This window comes from Pseudomonas soli (genome assembly GCF_021283165.2).
In the GTDB taxonomy this organism is placed as follows: domain Bacteria; phylum Pseudomonadota; class Gammaproteobacteria; order Pseudomonadales; family Pseudomonadaceae; genus Aquipseudomonas; species Aquipseudomonas soli.
The window spans coordinates 5826430-5844340 of record NZ_CP128543.1; the positions used below are offsets into that span (position 1 = coordinate 5826430).

General features: G+C 64.2%; 18 protein-coding genes and 1 pseudogene. 13 read left to right on the top strand and 6 right to left on the bottom strand.

Going from position 1 to position 17911, the window contains the following annotated elements; translation table 11 throughout:
- Positions 1-59: 59 nt before the first annotated feature.
- The 5 genes and pseudogenes from coaBC to LU688_RS26905 all read left to right on the top strand — a co-directional run bounded on the left by coaBC (position 60) and on the right by LU688_RS26905 (position 4561).
- The gene (gene coaBC / locus LU688_RS26885) at positions 60-1271 is read left to right on the top strand and encodes a bifunctional phosphopantothenoylcysteine decarboxylase/phosphopantothenate--cysteine ligase CoaBC (RefSeq protein ID WP_094010904.1); all 1212 of its coding nucleotides are present in this window, start codon (positions 60-62) and stop codon (positions 1269-1271) included.
- Positions 1272-1276: 5 nt separating this feature from the next.
- Entirely contained in the window at positions 1277-1732 is a 456-nt protein-coding gene (dut, locus tag LU688_RS26890; RefSeq protein WP_050707525.1) for a dUTP diphosphatase, read from the top strand.
- A 134-nt stretch (positions 1733-1866) separates the two neighbouring features.
- Positions 1867-3240: pseudogene (locus tag LU688_RS26895) on the top strand (phosphomannomutase/phosphoglucomutase); the annotation flags it as partial.
- A 30-nt stretch (positions 3241-3270) separates the two neighbouring features.
- Complete coding sequence (gene argB, locus LU688_RS26900) at positions 3271-4176, top strand: acetylglutamate kinase (RefSeq protein ID WP_023629901.1); 906 nt, start codon at positions 3271-3273, stop codon at positions 4174-4176.
- Between the two features lie 178 nt (positions 4177-4354).
- A complete protein-coding gene (locus LU688_RS26905; RefSeq protein ID WP_023629900.1) occupies positions 4355-4561 on the top strand; it encodes a hypothetical protein in 207 nt (68 codons plus the stop codon).
- A gap of 56 nt (positions 4562-4617) precedes the next feature.
- Here the strand turns inward: LU688_RS26905 and pyrE are convergent, their stop codons facing one another.
- The gene (gene pyrE / locus LU688_RS26910) at positions 4618-5259 is read right to left on the bottom strand and encodes an orotate phosphoribosyltransferase (protein WP_023629899.1); all 642 of its coding nucleotides are present in this window, start codon (positions 5257-5259) and stop codon (positions 4618-4620) included.
- Positions 5260-5339: 80 nt separating this feature from the next.
- Here pyrE and crc point away from each other — a divergent pair, with 80 nt between their 5' ends.
- Entirely contained in the window at positions 5340-6119 is a 780-nt protein-coding gene (gene crc / locus LU688_RS26915; RefSeq protein ID WP_023629898.1) for a catabolite repression control protein Crc, read from the top strand.
- 47 nt (positions 6120-6166) lie between these two features.
- On the opposite strand, the gene LU688_RS26920 is transcribed toward crc, so the two are convergent.
- A complete protein-coding gene (locus LU688_RS26920; RefSeq protein ID WP_023629897.1) occupies positions 6167-6535 on the bottom strand; it encodes a DUF4870 domain-containing protein in 369 nt (122 codons plus the stop codon).
- Between the two features lie 24 nt (positions 6536-6559).
- On the bottom strand, positions 6560-7282 hold the full coding sequence (gene rph, locus LU688_RS26925; RefSeq protein WP_038707058.1) for a ribonuclease PH: 723 nt from the start codon (positions 7280-7282) through the stop codon (positions 6560-6562).
- A 224-nt stretch (positions 7283-7506) separates the two neighbouring features.
- Here rph and LU688_RS26930 point away from each other — a divergent pair, with 224 nt between their 5' ends.
- Entirely contained in the window at positions 7507-8370 is an 864-nt protein-coding gene (locus LU688_RS26930; RefSeq protein ID WP_038707059.1) for a YicC/YloC family endoribonuclease, read from the top strand.
- 13 nt (positions 8371-8383) lie between these two features.
- Positions 8384-9004 carry a guanylate kinase gene (gene gmk, locus LU688_RS26935; protein ID WP_023631276.1) on the top strand — a complete coding sequence of 207 codons (621 nt, stop codon included), beginning with the start codon at positions 8384-8386 and terminating at the stop codon, positions 9002-9004.
- Between the two features lie 76 nt (positions 9005-9080).
- Here gmk and LU688_RS26940 read toward each other — a convergent pair whose 3' ends face one another.
- From LU688_RS26940 to LU688_RS26950, 3 genes are all read right to left on the bottom strand, one after another.
- Positions 9081-10622 carry an APC family permease gene (locus LU688_RS26940; protein ID WP_023631275.1) on the bottom strand — a complete coding sequence of 514 codons (1542 nt, stop codon included), beginning with the start codon at positions 10620-10622 and terminating at the stop codon, positions 9081-9083.
- 111 nt (positions 10623-10733) lie between these two features.
- The gene (locus LU688_RS26945) at positions 10734-11507 is read right to left on the bottom strand and encodes a gamma-glutamyl-gamma-aminobutyrate hydrolase family protein (protein ID WP_023631274.1); all 774 of its coding nucleotides are present in this window, start codon (positions 11505-11507) and stop codon (positions 10734-10736) included.
- Between the two features lie 4 nt (positions 11508-11511).
- Positions 11512-12894, bottom strand: coding sequence for a glutamine synthetase family protein (locus LU688_RS26950; protein WP_038707060.1), 1383 nt, complete (start codon positions 12892-12894; stop codon positions 11512-11514).
- Between the two features lie 207 nt (positions 12895-13101).
- On the opposite strand from LU688_RS26950, the gene LU688_RS26955 reads away from it, so the two are divergent.
- The 5 genes from LU688_RS26955 to LU688_RS26975 all read left to right on the top strand — a co-directional run bounded on the left by LU688_RS26955 (position 13102) and on the right by LU688_RS26975 (position 17874).
- On the top strand, positions 13102-13977 hold the full coding sequence (locus LU688_RS26955) for a LysR family transcriptional regulator (protein ID WP_038707061.1): 876 nt from the start codon (positions 13102-13104) through the stop codon (positions 13975-13977).
- Positions 13978-14257: 280 nt separating this feature from the next.
- Positions 14258-14521 carry a DNA-directed RNA polymerase subunit omega gene (gene rpoZ, locus LU688_RS26960; protein ID WP_008091595.1) on the top strand — a complete coding sequence of 88 codons (264 nt, stop codon included), beginning with the start codon at positions 14258-14260 and terminating at the stop codon, positions 14519-14521.
- Between the two features lie 59 nt (positions 14522-14580).
- Positions 14581-16689 (top strand): bifunctional GTP diphosphokinase/guanosine-3',5'-bis pyrophosphate 3'-pyrophosphohydrolase, encoded by a 2109-nt coding sequence (spoT, locus tag LU688_RS26965; RefSeq protein ID WP_038707062.1) that lies wholly within the window; start codon positions 14581-14583, stop codon positions 16687-16689.
- A 23-nt stretch (positions 16690-16712) separates the two neighbouring features.
- Positions 16713-17093 carry a RidA family protein gene (locus LU688_RS26970; protein WP_028689951.1) on the top strand — a complete coding sequence of 127 codons (381 nt, stop codon included), beginning with the start codon at positions 16713-16715 and terminating at the stop codon, positions 17091-17093.
- A 55-nt stretch (positions 17094-17148) separates the two neighbouring features.
- Positions 17149-17874 (top strand): hypothetical protein, encoded by a 726-nt coding sequence (locus LU688_RS26975; RefSeq protein WP_104444692.1) that lies wholly within the window; start codon positions 17149-17151, stop codon positions 17872-17874.
- Positions 17875-17911: the final 37 nt, after the last annotated feature.

Below are 17911 nucleotides of genomic sequence, written 5' to 3' on the forward strand. Positions count from 1 at the left end.
ACGATCTGCCGCAGGCAGCTGTCGTCGCCACCCGCTTTCACTGGAATAAGGCAAGGCCTATGCAGCGGTTGTATCGCAAGCGCATCGTTCTCGGCGTGGGTGGCGGCATCGCCGCCTACAAGAGCGCCGAGCTGATTCGCCGACTCCTGGAACACGGCGCGCAGGTGCGCGTGGTCATGACCCGTGGTGGCGCCGAGTTCATCACCCCGCTCACGCTGCAGGCGCTGTCCGGCCACCCGGTGCACATGGACCTGCTCGACCCCGCGGCCGAAGCGGCCATGGGCCATATCGAGCTGGCCAAATGGGCCGACCTGGTGCTGATCGCCCCGGCCACCGCCGACCTGATGGCGCGCATGGCCCAGGGCATGGCCGACGACCTGCTGACCACCCTGGTGCTGGCCACCGACGCCACCGTTGCCGTCGCCCCGGCGATGAACCAGGCCATGTGGCGCGACCCGGCGACCCAGGCCAACCTCGAGCTGCTCAAGAGCCGCGGCATCCAGGTATTCGGCCCGGCTTCCGGCAGCCAGGCCTGTGGCGACGTGGGCCTGGGTCGCATGCTCGAAGCCACCGACCTGGCGTGGTGCGCCGCCGAAAGCTTCAAGCGCCAGGCCCTGACCGGCAAGCACGTGCTGATCACCGCCGGCCCCACCCAAGAGAACATCGACCCGGTGCGCTACATCACCAACCATAGTTCAGGGAAGATGGGCTTCGCCCTGGCCGAGGCCGCCGCCGAAGCCGGAGCTCGGGTTACCCTCGTCACCGGTCCTGTGCACCTGCAGACCCCCGACCGGGTCAGTCGCATCGACGTGGTCAGCGCGCGGGACATGCTCGCGGCCTGCGAAGCAGCCATGCCGTGCGACCTGTTTATCGCCTCGGCTGCGGTCGCGGACTACCGCCCGGAGGTCGTCGCCCCTCAGAAGCTTAAGAAGGATCCCACCACCGGCGACGGCATGCTGCTGCAGATGGTGCGCAATCCCGATATCCTTGCGACCATTGCCGGTCGCGCCGACCGCCCGTTCAGCGTCGGCTTCGCCGCCGAGACCGAGCACCTGCTCGACTACGCCACGCGCAAGCTCAAGGACAAGAACCTCGACCTGATCGTCGCCAATGATGTGGCCAACCCCAGCATCGGCTTCAACAGCGAGGAAAATGCCCTGACCGTGATAGACCGGCAGCAGCATCAAACCCTTTTCGCGCAGACCAGCAAAGGCAAGATTGCCCGCCAGTTGGTCGCCTTCATCGCCGAACGGCTCAACCAGGTTCAATAAGTTACATGCACGCTCTTCAAGCCAAGATCCTCGACCCACGCCTAGGCACCGAATTCCCCCTGCCGCAGTACGCCACCCCCGGTTCCGCCGGGCTGGACCTGCGTGCCCTGCTCAAGGAGGACACCGTCCTCGAACCGGGCCAGACCCTGCTGATCCCCACCGGCCTGTCGGTGTACATCGGCGACCCGGGCCTGGCGGCCATGATCCTGCCGCGCTCGGGCCTGGGCCATAAGCACGGCATCGTGCTGGGCAACCTGGTTGGCCTGATCGACTCCGACTACCAGGGCGAGCTGATGGTGTCCTGCTGGAACCGTGGTAACACGCCGTTCACCATCACCGTCGGCGAGCGCATTGCGCAACTGATCCTGGTGCCGGTGGTGCAGGCGCACTTCGATATCGTCGAGCAGTTCGACGAAACCCAGCGTGGCGCCGGCGGCTTCGGCCATTCGGGCACCCGCTGAGCCAACGACAGACCGTTGGGCCATGGATGGCGAACTCTGCGGCGAAACCACCGTCCAAGCGTTCAGTTTGTGCCTGCCCAGAAGCCTTTGAATACTTGGAGTCCCCAGAGATGAACGACATGGCCCAGCTGGTCCCCGCACTGCCCGACAGCATCTTCCGCGCCTATGACATCCGCGGCGTGGTCGGCAAGACCCTGCATGCCGAGACCGCCTACTGGATCGGTCGCGCCATCGGCGCCCAGACCCTCGCCCAGGGCGAGCCACAGATCTCGGTCGGCCGTGACGGCCGCCTGTCCGGCCCGATGCTGGTCGAGCAACTGATCAAAGGCCTGGCCGACGCCGGTTGCCAGGTCAGCGATGTCGGCCTGGTGCCGACCCCAGCGCTGTACTACGCCGCCAACGTGCTGGCTGGCAAGTCGGGGGTGATGCTCACCGGCAGCCACAACCCGTCGGACTACAACGGTTTCAAGATCGTCATCGCCGGCGACACTCTCGCCAACGAGCAAATCCAGGCCTTGCTGACGCGTTTGAAGAGCAACGACCTGTCCCGCGGCGAAGGCCGCGTGGAAAAGGTCGAGATCCTTGATCGCTACTTCCAGCAGATCGTCGCCGACGTGAAACTGGCCAAGCGCCTGAAGGTGGTGGTCGACTGCGGCAACGGCGCCGCCGGCGTGGTCGCTCCGCAACTGATCGAAGCGCTGGGCTGCGACGTCATCCCGCTGTTCTGCGAAGTCGACGGCAACTTCCCCAACCACCACCCGGATCCGGGCAAGCCCGAGAACCTGGAAGACCTGATCGCCAAGGTGAAAGAGACCGGCGCCGATATCGGCCTGGCCTTCGACGGCGACGGTGACCGCGTGGGTGTGGTGACCAACACTGGCAGCATCGTCTACCCCGACCGCCTGCTGATGCTGTTCGCCCAGGACGTTCTATCGCGTAACCCGGGCGCCGAGATCATCTTCGACGTCAAATGCACGCGCCGCCTGACACCGCTGATCGAACAGCACGGTGGCCGTGCCTTGATGTGGAAGACCGGCCACTCGCTGATCAAGAAGAAGATGAAACAGACCGGCTCGCTGCTGGCTGGCGAGATGAGCGGGCACATCTTCATCAAGGAACGCTGGTACGGTTTTGACGACGGCATCTACAGCGCCGCGCGCCTGCTGGAGATCCTCAGCAAGGCCGGGCAGAACGCCGAACGCCTGTTCGCCGCGTTCCCAAATGATATTTCCACGCCGGAAATCAACATTGATGTGACCGACGAGGGTAAATTCAGCATCATTGATGCACTGCAACGCGACGCCGACTGGGGCGAAGCCAGCCTGACCACCATCGACGGTGTGCGGGTCGACTATCCCCACGGCTGGGGCCTGGTTCGCGCCTCCAACACCACACCGGTGCTGGTGCTGCGCTTCGAGGCCGACAGCGCCGCAGAACTCGACCGAATCAAGGCTGTATTCCGCACGCAGTTGCTGCGGGTCCAACCAGGCCTGCAACTGCCGTTCTGACGACTATCCGTTCCTTACCTGGAGCCCTGCATGACCCTCGATCGCGATGCCGCTTCCCATGTAGCCGAGGTTTTGTCCGAAGCACTGCCTTACATCCGCCGCTTCGTCGGCAAGACCCTGGTGATCAAGTACGGCGGCAACGCGATGGAGAGTGAGGAGCTCAAGACCGGCTTCGCCCGTGACATCGTGCTGATGAAGGCTGTAGGCATCAACCCGGTGGTGGTTCACGGTGGCGGCCCGCAGATCGGCGACCTGCTCAAGCGCCTGTCGATCGACAGCCACTTCATCGATGGCATGCGCGTCACCGACGCGGCGACCATGGACGTGGTGGAGATGGTCCTGGGCGGCCAGGTGAACAAGGACATCGTCAACCTGATCAACCGCCACGGCGGCAGCGCCATCGGCCTGACCGGCAAGGATGCTGAGCTGATCCGCGCCAAGAAGCTCACCGTCACCCGCCAGACCCCGGAAATGACCACCCCGGAAATCATCGACATCGGCCATGTCGGCGAGGTCGTCAGCGTCAACACCGACCTGCTGAACATGCTGGTCAAGGGTGACTTCATTCCGGTGATCGCGCCGATCGGCGTGGGTGCCAACGGCGAGTCGTACAACATCAACGCCGACCTGGTAGCCGGCAAGGTGGCCGAGGCGCTGAAGGCCGAGAAGCTGATGCTGCTGACCAACATCGCCGGCCTGATGGACAAGCAGGGCGAGGTCCTCACCGGGCTGAGCACCGAGCAGGTCAACGAGTTGATCGCCGACGGCACCATCTACGGTGGCATGCTGCCGAAGATCAAGTGCGCGCTGGATGCCGTCCAGGGCGGCGTGAACAGCTCGCACATCATCGACGGCCGCGTGCCGAATGCCGTGCTGCTGGAGATTTTCACCGACAGCGGCGTGGGCACGCTGATCAGCAACCGCAAGCCACGCTGATTCAACCAGCCCACTGCTATGCAAGCCCGCCCCCCACGCAGATGGAGGGTACGGGCTTGTAGCGCGATAAGACGAGCACTGCCCAGAACAGCCCCACAGCAGTGTCGGACGGGTACTACAACATCTGCTTTCATCGGCTGATTAGCATGGAGACTTCCCACACACAGGAGATCCAGCGATGAAAAAAGACGAGGTTCCCTACGGCAGCGATGTTTCCGCAGGTAGCTACGAGTGTGCCGACTGCGGCTACGAGTACTCCAATCAGGGTAAGAAGTCACTACCGCCTTGCCCCGATTTCGACACCATCTCCCACCCGAAGCGGGCCTGGAAGATCCTGACTGGTGTCGGCGACGCCGTGCAGGACCCCTACCCCAACGGCCGTTGAAACACCGGCATGAAAAAGGCGACCTCAGGGTCGCCTTTTCCGTTGCCGTGTGCGCGTCAGATACCGTACTGGGCGCGGTAGGCTTCGACCGCCGGCAGGTGTTGCTTGAGCTGCGGATCGTCAGCCAGGAATTCCAGTACCTGGGTCAGCGAGACGATGCTCACGACCGGGATACCGAAGTCGCGCTCGACCTCCTGGATCGCCGACAGCTCGCCATTGCCGCGCTCTTCGCGGTTCAGCGCGATCAGCACGCCAGCAGCCTTGGCCTGCTGGGCGTTGATGATCTGCATCACTTCGCGGATGGCAGTGCCGGCGGTGATCACGTCGTCGATGATCAGCACGTCGCCGGCCAGCGGGGCGCCGACCAGGTTGCCGCCCTCGCCGTGGTCCTTGGCTTCCTTGCGGTTGAAGCACCATGGCACGTCGAGCTGGTGCTGGTCAGCCAACGCCACCGCCGTGGTGGCTGCCAGCGGAATGCCCTTGTACGCCGGGCCGAACAGCACGTCGAAGGAGATCTTGCTGTCGACGATGGCCGCCGCGTAGCAACGCCCCAGCTGCGCCAGGGCGGACCCGGTGTTGAACAGACCGGCATTGAAGAAGTACGGGCTGGTACGCCCCGATTTCAGGGTGAACTCACCGAAGCGCAGAACGCCGCGATCGATGGCAAAACGGATGAAGTCGCGCTGATACGGCTGCATGAAAGGTCCCGGACACCACGGATTTAGCTAAATGTGTTGAGCTCGGGTATCATACACGCACGAGATTTTTGGGGCCATTTATGCGGATCATCAGTGTGAACGTAAATGGCATTCAGGCTGCGGCCGAGCGTGGATTGCTCAGCTGGTTGCAAGCCCAGAATGCCGACGTCATCTGCCTTCAGGATACCCGCGCCTCGGCCTTTGAACTCGACGACCCAGCTTTCCAGCTCGATGGCTATTTCCTTTACGCCTGCGACGCGGAGGTGCCCACCCAAGGTGGCGTGGCACTTTACTCGCGCATGCAGCCCAAGGCAGTCATCACCGGCCTGGGCTTCGAGACAGCCGACCGCTACGGGCGTTATCTGCAAGCAGATTTCGACAAAGTCAGTATTGCCAGCCTGTTGCTGCCTTCGGGCATGAACGGCGACGAGGACTTGAACCAGAAATTCAAGTTGATGGACGACTTCGCCAAGTACCTGGACAAGCAGCGCCGCAAGCGTCGCGAGTACATTTACTGCGGTTCGTTCTACGTGGCGCAGCAGAAGCTAGACATCAAGAACTGGCGTGACAGCCAGCAGTCGCCGGGCTTCCTGCCGCCCGAGCGCGCCTGGATGGACGCCATCGTCGGCGACATGGGCTATGTCGATGCCCTGCGCGAAGTCAGCCGTGAAGGCGACCAGTACAGCTGGTGGCCGGACAACGAGCAGGCCGAGATGCTCAACCTGGGTTACCGGTTCGACTACCAGATCCTTACCCCAGGCCTGCGCCGCTTCGTGCGCAACGCTCGCCTGCCGCGCCAGCCGCGCTTCTCCCAGCACGCGCCGCTGATCGTGGACTATGACTGGACGCTGACCATCTGAGGATGGCACGCACAAAAAAGCCGACCATCAGGTCGGCTTTTTTGTGTCTATCTGATCGGCCGCCAGATGAAGGGATAGCGATATGGCTGCCCTTCATTGGTCTTGACCGCTGCCAGGATGATCAGGATCAGCACCGCCACCATCAGCACGGCGAACAGCAGGATGCCGATGAACACGAACATCAGCAGGAAGCAGACGAAACCGGCGATGGTCACGCTGATCTGGAAGTTCAGCGCCTCCTTGCCCTGGGCATCGATGAACGGGTCCTGCTCGCGCTTGAGGTGCCACAGCACCAACGGGCCCAGCAAATGCCCAAGGGGCAGCACCAGCCCCAATAATGCCGAGAGGTGGCAGAACATCGCCCATTGCCGGACATCGGCGCTGGGCGGGGTGATCGGCAGATCCGAGTCGTTCATATCCCTCACCTCCCTGGTGTCTGCTCAGTCGGCCAGCGCCGCCTTCTGCAGTTCGAAGATTTCGTCCATGCCTTTCTGCGCCAGCGCCAGCATGGCGTTGAAGTCGTCAGGCTGGAACGGCGCGCCCTCGGCGGTGCCCTGCACCTCGATGAAACCACCGGCGCTGGTCATGACCACGTTCAGGTCGGTCTCGGCGGCGGAGTCCTCGAGGTAGTCGAGGTCGAGCACGGCCTCGCCCTGGTACATGCCCACCGATACCGCAGCGATCATGTGCTTGAGCGGGTTGCCACCCTTGAGACCGCCACGTTTCTTGATCACCGCCAGGGCGTCGCACAGAGCGACCATGGCGCCGGTGATCGAGGCAGTGCGGGTGCCGCCGTCGGCCTGGATCACGTCGCAGTCGACGTACAGGGTGATGTCGCCGAGCTTGCTCATGTCCAGCGCGGCGCGCAGGGAGCGGCCAATCAGGCGCTGGATCTCGAGGGTGCGGCCGCCTTGCTTGCCACGGCTGGCCTCGCGTTGGTTACGCTCGCCGGTGGAGCGCGGCAGCATGCCGTACTCGGCGGTCAGCCAACCTTGGCCCTGGCCTTTGAGGAAGCGGGGAACACCGTTCTCGACGCTGACCGTGCAGATGACCTTGGTGTCACCGAACTCGACCAGAACCGATCCTTCGGCGTGCTTGGTGTAGTTGCGAGTAATGCGGATCGAGCGGAGCTGATCGGCGGCGCGACCACTTGGACGTTTCATCTGGAATACCTGTACGGGGACTTTGAATCTGCCGAGCATTATAGAGCCCGACACCCGACGAAGGCACGCCTGTCGTCGCGCTCGCGCAGCCTGTCGTGTTTTCCGACAGGTTTAGGGGCGACCGTTAGCATGGCTGGATTGGGCGCCCGCGCCGCACTGCGCTACAATCCTGCGCCTTGCAGCCGACAGGCTCCCCGTCCACCTGAATACGCGAGGTACTCCCCATGGTGCATAGCATGACCGCTTTTGCTCGTGTCGAGCGCGCTGGCAGCCAAGGCACCCTGGTCTGGGAGCTGCGCTCGGTCAACCACCGCTATCTCGAACCCCACCTGCGCCTGCCCGAGGCCCTGCGCGACCTCGAGGGCGCCGTACGCGAAGGCCTGCGCCAAGGCCTCTCGCGCGGCAAGGTCGAGTGCACCCTGCGCCTTAGCGAGGACAGCACCGGCAAGCCACTGCAGGTCGATCGCGAACGTGCCGCGCAACTGGTGGCCGCCGCCGAAACCGTCGCCAGCCTGATCAAGCAACCGGCACCGCTCAACCCGCTGGAAGTACTGGCCTGGCCGGGCGTGCTGGTGGCCGACGCCACCGATCCGCAAGCGCTCAATGCCGAAGCCATCGCACTGTTCGACGAAGCCCTGACCGAACTCAAGGCCGGCCGCCAACGCGAAGGCGCCGAACTGGCCCGGCTGATCAACGAGCGCCTGGACAGCATGGCCGGCGAAGTCGCCACCCTGCGCACCCTGGTGCCGCAGATGCTGGCCGCGCAACGGCAGAAGGTCCTCGATCGCTTCGGCGATATGAAGGCCGAGCTCGACCCGCAGCGCCTGGAGCAGGAAATGGTCCTGCTGGCGCAGAAGAGCGACGTCGCCGAAGAGCTGGACCGCCTCAGCACCCACGTCACCGAAGTGCGCCGTGTGCTCAAGTCGGGCGGCGCCGCTGGCCGGCGCCTGGACTTCCTGATGCAGGAGCTCAACCGCGAAGCCAACACCCTTGGCTCCAAGGCATTCGACCCACGCAGCACGCAGGCGGCAGTCAACCTGAAGGTGCTGATCGAACAGATGCGTGAACAAGTACAGAACATCGAGTAAGGCCACCCCTACCATGAACCACAGCAGCGGCACCCTCTACATCGTCTCGGCCCCGTCCGGCGCCGGCAAGACCAGCCTGGTTACTGCCCTGATCAAGGACGACGAGCGCGTCCGCGTCTCGGTCTCCCACACAACCCGTGCCATGCGCCCGGGCGAGGAACACGGGGTCAACTATCACTTCGTGGTCCACGAAGAGTTCAAGGCACTGATCGCCCAGGGCGATTTCCTCGAGCACGCCGAAGTGTTCGGCAACTTCTACGGCACTTCGCGCAGCGCCCTGCAGGAAACCCTCGACCAGGGCTACGACCTGATCCTGGAGATCGACTGGCAAGGTGCCCAGCAGGTGCGCAAGCTGATGCCCGAGGCGCGTTCGATCTTCATCCTGCCGCCAAGCCAGGAGGCCCTGCGCCAACGCCTGGACGGCCGTGGCCAGGACAGCGAGGAAATCATCGCCGGACGCATGAAGGAAGCGGTCAGCGAGATGGTGCACTACGACGAATATGAGTACGTCATCATCAACGATGACTTCGCGGTGGCACTGGAAGAAATGAAGGCAGTGTTCGCATCGAACCGTCTGCTGCTGAAAAAACAGCAACAGCGCCATGGAGCACTGCTGAAACAACTGGTCGGCTGAAAAAGCATCGCGGGGCAATCCCGCCGCCACGCGTTTGGCGTGGCGGCGGGATTGCCCCGCGATGATTCCGACTGGTTTATTCCTGCAACTGCAACGTCGCCTGCTGACGCAGGGTAGCCCCCAGGAAGTACGCTGGCGCACGCAGCCGCGACAGCAGCATCAGCACGATACCCAGCGCCGAGATGATCGCCGCGATCACGAATACCAGCCCCAGCCCACCCACATGCGAGCCGCTGCCGAAGTCTGGCGAGGCGCTGTCGATCGCCGTGCGCAGGAAGATCACCGACAGGATCAGGCCACCCACCAGCGGGCACACGCCGCGCATGAAGAAGTGGCGCACGCTGTCGAACAGGCTGCGGCGGAAGTACCACACGCAGGCGAAGGCCGTCAGCGAGTAGTAGAAGCAGATCATCATGCCCAGGGCGGTGATGGTATCGGCCAGCACGTTCTCGCTGAGGGTACGCATGGTCACGTAGAACAGGCCCGCGGCAATACCGGCACAGATCGTCGCGTAGCGCGGCGTCTGCGAACGCGGGCACACCGTGGCGAAGCGTTGCGGCACAGCGCCGTAGTAACCCATGGCGAGCAGGGTGCGCGCTGGCGAGACGAAGGTCGATTGCAGCGAGGCGGCGGTGCTGGCCAGCACCGCGATGGACATCAGAATCGCCAGCGGGCCCATGACCGGCCCGGCCAGGTGGGCGAACACGTTCTCCTGGATGCGCGGATTGTTCAGGCCCAAGCCATGCTCGCTGATCCCGGCAAACTGGAGGGTGGCGATGGCGGTGAGCAGGTACAGGCCGAGGATCAGCAGCACGGTCCAGGTCGCCGCCTTGCCCGGCACTTCGTCGCTGCCGATCGACTCTTCGCTGACGGTCAGGCACACGTCCCAGCCCCAGAAAATGAAGATCGACAGCGACAGGCCTGCGGCAAAGGCCGAGAACGACTCGACACCGAACGGGTTGAACCAGGCCAGGTCGAACGCCAGCGGCGGCGGCGCGGTGGTCTCGCCGAACGCGGCAAAGGCGAAGCCGATCAGGACCAGCAACTGCAAGGCCACCAGACCGTACTGCACCGTCATGGTGGTGGCCATGCCGCGACAGCAGATCCACACTGCCAGGGCGATGAACACGCAACAGGTGGTGACGTTGATCAACAGGTTGTCCGCCAGCGCGGCCAGCTCCTGGTTGCCGGTGATCTGCGCCAGGAACAAGTAGAAGAAGTCCACCGCCACCCCTGCCAGGTTGGACAGCACGATGGTGGTGGCCACCACCAGCCCCCAGCCGCCAATCCAGCCGATCATCGGGCCGAAGGCCCGGGCCGACCAAGTGAAGGACGTGCCGCTGTCGGGCTCCGCCGAGTTCAGCTCGCGGTAGCCCAGGGCGACCAGCAGCATCGGCAGGAAGCCGACGATGAACACCGCCGGCAAGTGGGCGCCGACTTCACGCACGGTCGGGCCGAGCGCGCCAGTCAGAGTATAGACCGGTGCAATGGTGGAAATGCCCAGCACGACGCTGGCCAGCAGGCCGAGGCGGCCCTTGGCCAGGCCCTTGCTGCGCTGGGTGTTGCCCGAGTCGGCCGCCACGTCGGGTGGGCGGCCGGCTTCTGTGTAATCGCTCATGAGTATTTGCCGTAACTATTGGAATTGTTTTCACAGGCCCCCGTAGAGGGCCCGCTTCCACTCATTGAAAGCTCACTGCCGGGGTGGGTCATCCGAGACTACCGGGTGACGTCAGAGGGTCTTCTGGCGCACACCCTCCCGTGCAGCATGGGCAATGCAGGCCTCGCGGAACGCCTCGAACAGGCGCAGCGAAACCGGGTTTTCGGCGAAACGCCATTCAGGGTGCCACTGCACGCCGAGTACAAAGCCCGGCGCATCAGGCATCGACACCGCTTCAATAAGGCCATCCGGGGCCCGTGCCTCGACGCGCAGGCCCGGGGCCAGGCGGTCGATACCCTGGCTGTGCAGCGAGTTGACCTCGAACCGCGCAGCCAGGCCCAGGCGCTCGAACATCCCACCCGGCTGTATGCCGACGGGGTGACGAGGGCCGTATTGCACCTCCAGGGGTGCGTCCTCAGGTTCGCGGTGGTCCAGGTAGCCGGGCAATTCCTGCACCCGTTGGTGCAGGCTGCCACCGAGGGCCACGTTCAGTTCCTGGAATCCACGGCAGATGCAGAGCACCGGCACACCCGCGGCAATGGCCGCCTGCAGCAGCGGCAAGGTCAGGCGGTCACGTGCAAGATCGTGCCGGGTGCCTTCCGCGCTGGGCGCGCCATTGTAATGATGCGGCTCGACATTTGAAGGCGAACCGGTAAAAAGAATGCCATCGAGCCTGGCCAGCAGCGCCTGCGTGTCGCTGCCGCCGTCACGGGCCGGCAGGATCAGCGGCAGCCCGGCAAAGCCCGCGGCCTCGACATACTTGTCGCCCACCGTGTGCGACGAGTTCTTCCCCACCTGCTGGCGGCAGGCGCTGACACCGATCAAGGGGACCGCAATTGCGCTCATGGGCTTACACCGTGTGCAGGTACCAGTTGTACTCGAGGTCGGAGATCGACACTTCGAACTCGGCCAGCTCGCTCTCCTTGCAGGCCACGAAAATGTCGATGTAGTCCGGGCTGATGTATTGGTTGAGGACTTCACTGTCATCCAGCGCGCGCAGGGCATCGCGCAGGTTGTTCGGCAGGCTCTGCTCCAACTGCTCGTACGAGTTGCCTTCGATCGGCGCGTCCGGCTCGACCTTGTTGGTCAGGCCGTGGTGAATGCCGGCGAGGATCGCCGCAAGCATCAGATACGGGTTGGCGTCGGCGCCAGCCACGCGGTGTTCGATGCGCACGTTCTCGCTGCTGTCGGTCGGCACGCGGACGGCCACGGTGCGGTTGTCCAGGCCCCAGCTCGGCGCGTTGGGCACGTAGAACTGGGCACCGAAGCGACGGTACGAGTTGATGTTCGGGCAGAGGAACGCCATCGATGCCGGCATGGTTTCCAGCACACCGCCGACGGCATGGCGCAGGGTGTCGCTTTGCAGCGGATCCTCATTGGCGAAGATGTTCTTGCCGGTTTTCTTGTCCAGCAACGAAATGTGCACGTGCAGGCCGTTGCCGGCCTGGCCCGGATAGGGCTTGGCCATGAAGGTGGAATCCATCTCATGGTCGTAGGCGACGTTCTTGATCAGGCGCTTGAGCAGGATCGCGTAGTCACAGGCCTTCAGCGGGTCGGCGACGTGGTGCAGGTTCACCTCGAATTGCGCCGGGGCGCTTTCCTTGACGATGGCATCAGCCGGAAGGCCCTGCTCCTTGGCGGCTTCGAGCATGTCCTGAAGGCAGTCGGCGTACTCATCGAGGTCGTCGATCAGGTACACCTGGGTCGACTGCGGGCGCTTGCCCGAAATCGGCGAGCGCGGCGGTTGCGGGCGACCGTTGAGGTTGTCCTGGTCGATCAGGTAGAACTCCAGCTCGAACGCGGCGCAGATATCCAGGCCCAAGTCGTCGAACTTGCTCACCACCTGGCGCAGCACTTCCCGCGGGTCGGCAAAGAACGGCGCGCCGTCCAGCTCATGCATGGTCATCAGCAGCTGGGCGGTGGGGCGTTTCTGCCAGGGTTCGTCGCACAGCGTGCCAGGAATCGGCAGACAGATGCGGTCGGCGTCACCGATATCCAGGCCCAGCCCGGTGCTTTCGACGGTCGAGCCGTTGATATCCAGGGCAAACAGCGATGCCGGCAGGTTGATGCCCTTCTCGTACACCTTGTGCAGGCTGGCGCGCTCGATGCGCTTGCCGCGCACCACGCCGTTCATGTCGGAGATCAGCAGGTCGACGTACTGGGTATCCGGATGGGCATCCAGGAATTCATTCATCTCGCGGGAAGAACTGGCGCACGGGGAGACCGACGTCATGGCTGTACATCCTTTGATTCGGAGCGGCGATGTGGGAACTGCGGATGACGCCTTGGAGGGCGACGATGGTGCTGCTGTTGTTCTTTTCACTGGCCCATCGTTGGGGGCTGGTTGCCGACCGGCTGCATTGATTCCCGGGGGCCGTTCCACTATAAAATGGCCAAAACGCAACAGACATTGGCATTTTGGCAAGCAGAGCGTGCACCGATGCAATATCAGATCAACCATGCGGACCTTTCCCTGGTCCTGGCACTGGAGCGCGGCCGCTCGCTGGCCAAGGCAGCCGAACTGCTCAAGGTCGACGTTTCGACGGTGTTCCGCTCGATCCGCCGGCTGGAGTCGGCGCTGGGCACCGCCTTGTTCGTCAAGAGCCGTAAAGGCTACCTGCCCACCGACACCGCCCAGGCCCTGGCCGAGCAGGCCGAGCGCGCCGAGCAGGCCCTGGACGCGGCGCGCATCGCCCTGACCAGCGGCGAACAGGTGGTCAGCGGCACCGTGCGCCTGACCTGCACCGAGGCCGTGCTGCACAGCCTGCTGCTGCCGGCGCTGGCCGAGTTCATGCCCAACTATCCGGCGTTGTCGCTGGAGATGGGTACCTCCAACACCTTCGCCAACCTCAGCCGCCGCGATGCCGACATCGCCCTGCGCCTGACCAACACGCCGCCGGAGCACCTTGTCGGGCGCTGCCTGGGGTCGACCTCCTATGTGGTCTGCGGCCAGCCGGCGCTGCGCGAGCGGCTGCAGGAGGCCCCCCTGAGCGTGCCCTGGATCGCCCCCGACGATTCCATGCAGGACCACGCCACCGTGGTCTGGCGTAACCAGCATCATCCCGGCCTGATCCCGCGCTACCAGTGCAGCGGCATGTCGACCATCGCCCAACTGGTGACCACCGGCCTGGGCGTGGCGGCACTGCCCGACTACATGGTCCACGACCTGCCCGGCGTCGAGGCACTGAGCGGCCCGCTGCCCGGCTGCGACACCCAGTTATGGCTGCTGACGCGGCCCGATTGCCGTGCCCTGCGCTCGGTGCAGACGCTGTTCGAGGAGCTGACCCCGCGCCTGCGCGACGCGATGTTGCGTTAACGCGTCAAGGGCGGTTGTGCCGGCAAGGGACAGCACGCTATTGTCGGGCATCGGCGGTTGGCTCCAGTTGTCTGGATCGGCCCTATCGCTGGGCAAGCCCGCTCCCACGTTGCCCGACTCGGGAACACATGCATGGGAGCGGGCTTGCCCCGCGATACAGGCGACACAGGTACACCCGACAAAACAGCCCTTCCCTATTGGCTGGTGATTTTTTAAACTATCTAGTCCGCCTGCCCATTCTGGGCTGCACGCCTAACCGCATTTGCTACTGAGGAAGACCATGGCCCGCGTAACTGTTGAAGACTGCCTGGAACACGTGGATAACCGCTTTGAGCTGGTCATGCTCTCGACCAAGCGCGCCCGCCAGCTGGCTACCGGCGGCAAAGAGCCCCGCGTTGCGTGGGAAAACGACAAGCCGACCGTCGTCGCCCTGCGTGAAATCGCCGAAGGCATCGTCACGCCAGAGTTCATCGCCGCCGAAGAGATCGTCACCGAGGATCCGGTATTCGCCGCGTTCGAGGACGAGAACAACGAGGCCGTCTAATTGATGCCCAGTCGACACCGTGCGGCGCAAGGCCCTCTTCTACTGCAAGAGGTGAAACCATGCCGGGTATAGAAGCCCTCGCCGAACGGCTGTCGACCTATCTGGGCCCCGAACAGGTCAATCTGGTTCGCCGGGCCTACTTCTACGCCGAGCAGGCCCACGATGGCCAGCGCCGCCGCAGCGGCGAGCCCTACGTGACCCATCCGCTGGCAGTGGCCAGCATCCTTGCCGACATGCACATGGACCACCAGAGCCTGATGGCCGCCATGCTGCACGATGTGATCGAAGACACCGGCATCGCCAAGGAAGCCTTGAGCCAGCAATTCGGCGAGACCGTCGCCGAGCTGGTCGACGGGGTCAGCAAGCTGACCCAGATGAACTTCGAGACCAAGGCCGAGGCGCAGGCCGAGAACTTCCAGAAGATGGCCATGGCCATGGCCCGCGATATCCGCGTGATCCTGGTCAAGCTGGCCGACCGCCTGCACAACATGCGCACCCTGGAAGTGCTCTCCGGCGAAAAACGCCGGCGCATCGCCAAGGAAACCCTCGAGATCTACGCCCCCATCGCCAATCGTCTGGGCATGCACACCGTGCGCGTGGAGTTCGAGGACCTCGGCTTCAAGGCCATGCACCCGATGCGTTCGTCGCTGATCCACCGGGCAGTGAAGGCCGCGCGCGGCAACCGCAAGGAGATCGTCGCCAAGATCGAGACCTCGCTGGCCAACTGCCTGGCCGCCGACGGCATCGAAGGCGAGGTCAGCGGCCGACAGAAACACCTCTATGGCATCTACAAGAAGATGCGCGGCAAGCGCCGCGCCTTCACCGAGATCATGGACGTGTACGCCTTCCGCATCATCGTCGACAAGGTCGACACCTGCTACCGCGTGCTCGGTGCCGTGCACAACCTGTACAAGCCGCTGCCGGGCCGCTTCAAGGACTACATCGCGATCCCCAAGGCCAACGGCTACCAGTCGTTGCACACCACGCTGTTCGGCATGCACGGCGTGCCCATCGAAATCCAGATCCGCACCCGCGAAATGGAAGAGATGGCCAACAACGGCATCGCCGCGCACTGGCTGTACAAGTCCAACGAGGAAGAGCAGCCAAAAGGCAGTCATGCCCGCGCCCGCCAATGGGTCAAGGGCATCCTCGAGCTGCAGCAGCGCGCCGGCAACTCGCTGGAATTCATCGAGAGCGTGAAGATCGACCTGTTCCCGGACGAGGTCTACGTCTTCACCCCGAAAGGCCGGATCATGGAGCTGCCCAAGGGCTCCACCGCCGTCGACTTCGCCTACGCGGTACACACCGACGTCGGCAACAGCTGCATCGCCTGCCGCATCAACCGCCGCCTGGCACCGCTGTCCGAGCCACTGCAGAGCGGCTCCACCGTCGAGATCGTCAGCGCACCGGGGGCCCGGCCGAACCCGGCCTGGCTCAACTTCGTGGTCACCGGCAAGGCGCGCACGCATATCCGCCACGCCCTCAAGCAGCAGCGCCGCTCCGAGTCCATCAGCCTTGGCGAGCGCTTGCTGAACAAAGTGCTGACCGGCTTCGACAGCAGCCTTGAGAAGATCCCGCAGGAGCGCGTCCAGGCGATCCTCACCGAGTACCGCCTGGAGCTGGTCGAAGACCTGCTCGAAGACATCGGCCTGGGCAACCGCATGGCCTACGTGGTCGCCCGCCGCCTGCTGTCCGCCGAAGGCGAACAGCTGCCGGCCCCGGAAGGCCCGCTGGCGATCCGCGGCACCGAGGGCCTGGTGCTCAGCTACGCCAAGTGCTGCACGCCGATCCCGGGCGACCCGATCGTCGGCCACCTGTCGGCCGGCAAGGGCATGGTCGTGCACCTGGAAGACTGCCGCAACATCAGTGAAGTCCGACATAACCCGGAGAAGTGCCTGCAGCTCTCCTGGGCCAAGGACATCACCGGCGAGTTCAACGTCGAGCTGCGCGTCGAGCTGGAGCACCAGCGCGGCCTGATCGCCCTACTGGCCAGCAGCGTCAACGCCGCCGACGGCAACATCGAGAAAATCAGCATGGACGAACGCGACGGCCGTATCAGCGTGGTCCAACTGGTGGTCAGCGTGCACGACCGCGTGCACCTGGCCCGTGTGATCAAGAAGCTGCGCACCTTGACCGGCGTGGTCCGCATCACCCGGATGCGTGCGTAGTCCGCCAACCGCAAGGAGTCATCATGAGCAAGACCGTCATCACCAGCGACAAGGCACCAGCCGCCATCGGCACTTACTCGCAAGCGATCAAGGCCGGCAACACCGTGTACATGTCGGGGCAGATCCCGCTCGACCCGAAAACCATGGAACTGGTCGAGGGCTTCGAAGCCCAGACCGTCCAGGTGTTCGAGAACCTGAAGTCGGTGGCCGAAGCCGCTGGCGGTTCGTTCAAGGACATCGTCAAGCTGAACATCTTCCTCACCGACCTGAGCCACTTCGCCAAGGTCAACGAGATCATGGGCCGCTACTTCGAGCAGCCCTACCCGGCCCGCGCCGCCATCGGCGTGGCTGCCCTGCCCAAGGGCGCCCAGGTCGAGATGGACGCCATCCTGGTTCTCGAGTAATACCCCGGTGACGGGTCAAGGCCCGTCACCCCCCTCCTGCCTCAAGGTTTTCACCATGCGCCACGCATTGCCTCTCACGCTGGCAGCCCTGCTCCTGGGCGGCTGCGCCAGCCACAAGCCTGAAGATTTCAACGGCACCTGGATCAACCAGGCCGCCATCGACGCCGCCAGCAAAGGCACCAGCCTGCGCCAGGCCCTGGACGCGAAGGGTCCGGTGTTCGAGTGGAAGATCGACGTCAAGAACCAGCAGGCCAGCTTCAGCAATGGCTTCGAGGCCGCCGACGGGCGCCTGAGCGCCAACGAGAAGGACTGGCAGGTCAACTTCGAAGGCGACCTGACCGAACAACTCAAGCTCAATGGCGACGAACTGGTGACTATCGACCCCTCCGGCCATCAGCAGACGTTCGTGCGCAGCAAGGCGCCAGAAGGCGCTGCGCTGGGCGGCAGTTTCGAGAAGGCGCTGTACCAGCAATACCTGGGCGGTGACTGGAAGATCGTCGAGGGCCAGGGCAAGGGCGGGTTAGTACGCTTCAGCGATACCGGCAATGTCACCGGCCTGCCCGGCCCGGACCGCTTTGCCCTGTGCCTGGCGGGTGACTGCGCGACCATGGGCGATGGCAACGACAGCCTGTGGCTGGAGCGCAACCAGCGTGGCGCGCCGTGGATCTTCAAGCGCGACGGCGACACCCTGGAGATCTTCCAGGCGGTGAACCGCGCCCAGCCGGACGAAATGCCGCAACTGACTGCCGGCGCCCGGCAGTGGGTGCTGGAAAAGGATTAGCCATCATCGCGGCGGCCCGACTGGCCCCGCGATAGAG

Excerpts from the sequence above, each read along its gene's own strand:
- coaBC (WP_094010904.1), top strand. The coding sequence starts at position 60 with ATGCAGCGGTTGTATCGCAAGCGCATCGTTCTCGGCGTGGGTGGCGGC.
- dut (WP_050707525.1), top strand. The coding sequence starts at position 1,277 with ATGCACGCTCTTCAAGCCAAGATCCTCGACCCACGCCTAGGCACCGAA.
- argB (WP_023629901.1), top strand. The coding sequence starts at position 3,271 with ATGACCCTCGATCGCGATGCCGCTTCCCATGTAGCCGAGGTTTTGTCC.
- LU688_RS26905 (WP_023629900.1), top strand. The coding sequence starts at position 4,355 with ATGAAAAAAGACGAGGTTCCCTACGGCAGCGATGTTTCCGCAGGTAGC.
- pyrE (WP_023629899.1), bottom strand. The coding sequence starts at position 5,259 with ATGCAGCCGTATCAGCGCGACTTCATCCGTTTTGCCATCGATCGCGGC.
- crc (WP_023629898.1), top strand. The coding sequence starts at position 5,340 with ATGCGGATCATCAGTGTGAACGTAAATGGCATTCAGGCTGCGGCCGAG.
- LU688_RS26920 (WP_023629897.1), bottom strand. The coding sequence starts at position 6,535 with ATGAACGACTCGGATCTGCCGATCACCCCGCCCAGCGCCGATGTCCGG.
- rph (WP_038707058.1), bottom strand. The coding sequence starts at position 7,282 with ATGAAACGTCCAAGTGGTCGCGCCGCCGATCAGCTCCGCTCGATCCGC.
- LU688_RS26930 (WP_038707059.1), top strand. The coding sequence starts at position 7,507 with ATGGTGCATAGCATGACCGCTTTTGCTCGTGTCGAGCGCGCTGGCAGC.
- gmk (WP_023631276.1), top strand. The coding sequence starts at position 8,384 with ATGAACCACAGCAGCGGCACCCTCTACATCGTCTCGGCCCCGTCCGGC.
- LU688_RS26940 (WP_023631275.1), bottom strand. The coding sequence starts at position 10,622 with ATGAGCGATTACACAGAAGCCGGCCGCCCACCCGACGTGGCGGCCGAC.
- LU688_RS26945 (WP_023631274.1), bottom strand. The coding sequence starts at position 11,507 with ATGAGCGCAATTGCGGTCCCCTTGATCGGTGTCAGCGCCTGCCGCCAG.
- LU688_RS26950 (WP_038707060.1), bottom strand. The coding sequence starts at position 12,894 with ATGACGTCGGTCTCCCCGTGCGCCAGTTCTTCCCGCGAGATGAATGAA.
- LU688_RS26955 (WP_038707061.1), top strand. The coding sequence starts at position 13,102 with ATGCAATATCAGATCAACCATGCGGACCTTTCCCTGGTCCTGGCACTG.
- rpoZ (WP_008091595.1), top strand. The coding sequence starts at position 14,258 with ATGGCCCGCGTAACTGTTGAAGACTGCCTGGAACACGTGGATAACCGC.
- spoT (WP_038707062.1), top strand. The coding sequence starts at position 14,581 with ATGCCGGGTATAGAAGCCCTCGCCGAACGGCTGTCGACCTATCTGGGC.
- LU688_RS26970 (WP_028689951.1), top strand. The coding sequence starts at position 16,713 with ATGAGCAAGACCGTCATCACCAGCGACAAGGCACCAGCCGCCATCGGC.
- LU688_RS26975 (WP_104444692.1), top strand. The coding sequence starts at position 17,149 with ATGCGCCACGCATTGCCTCTCACGCTGGCAGCCCTGCTCCTGGGCGGC.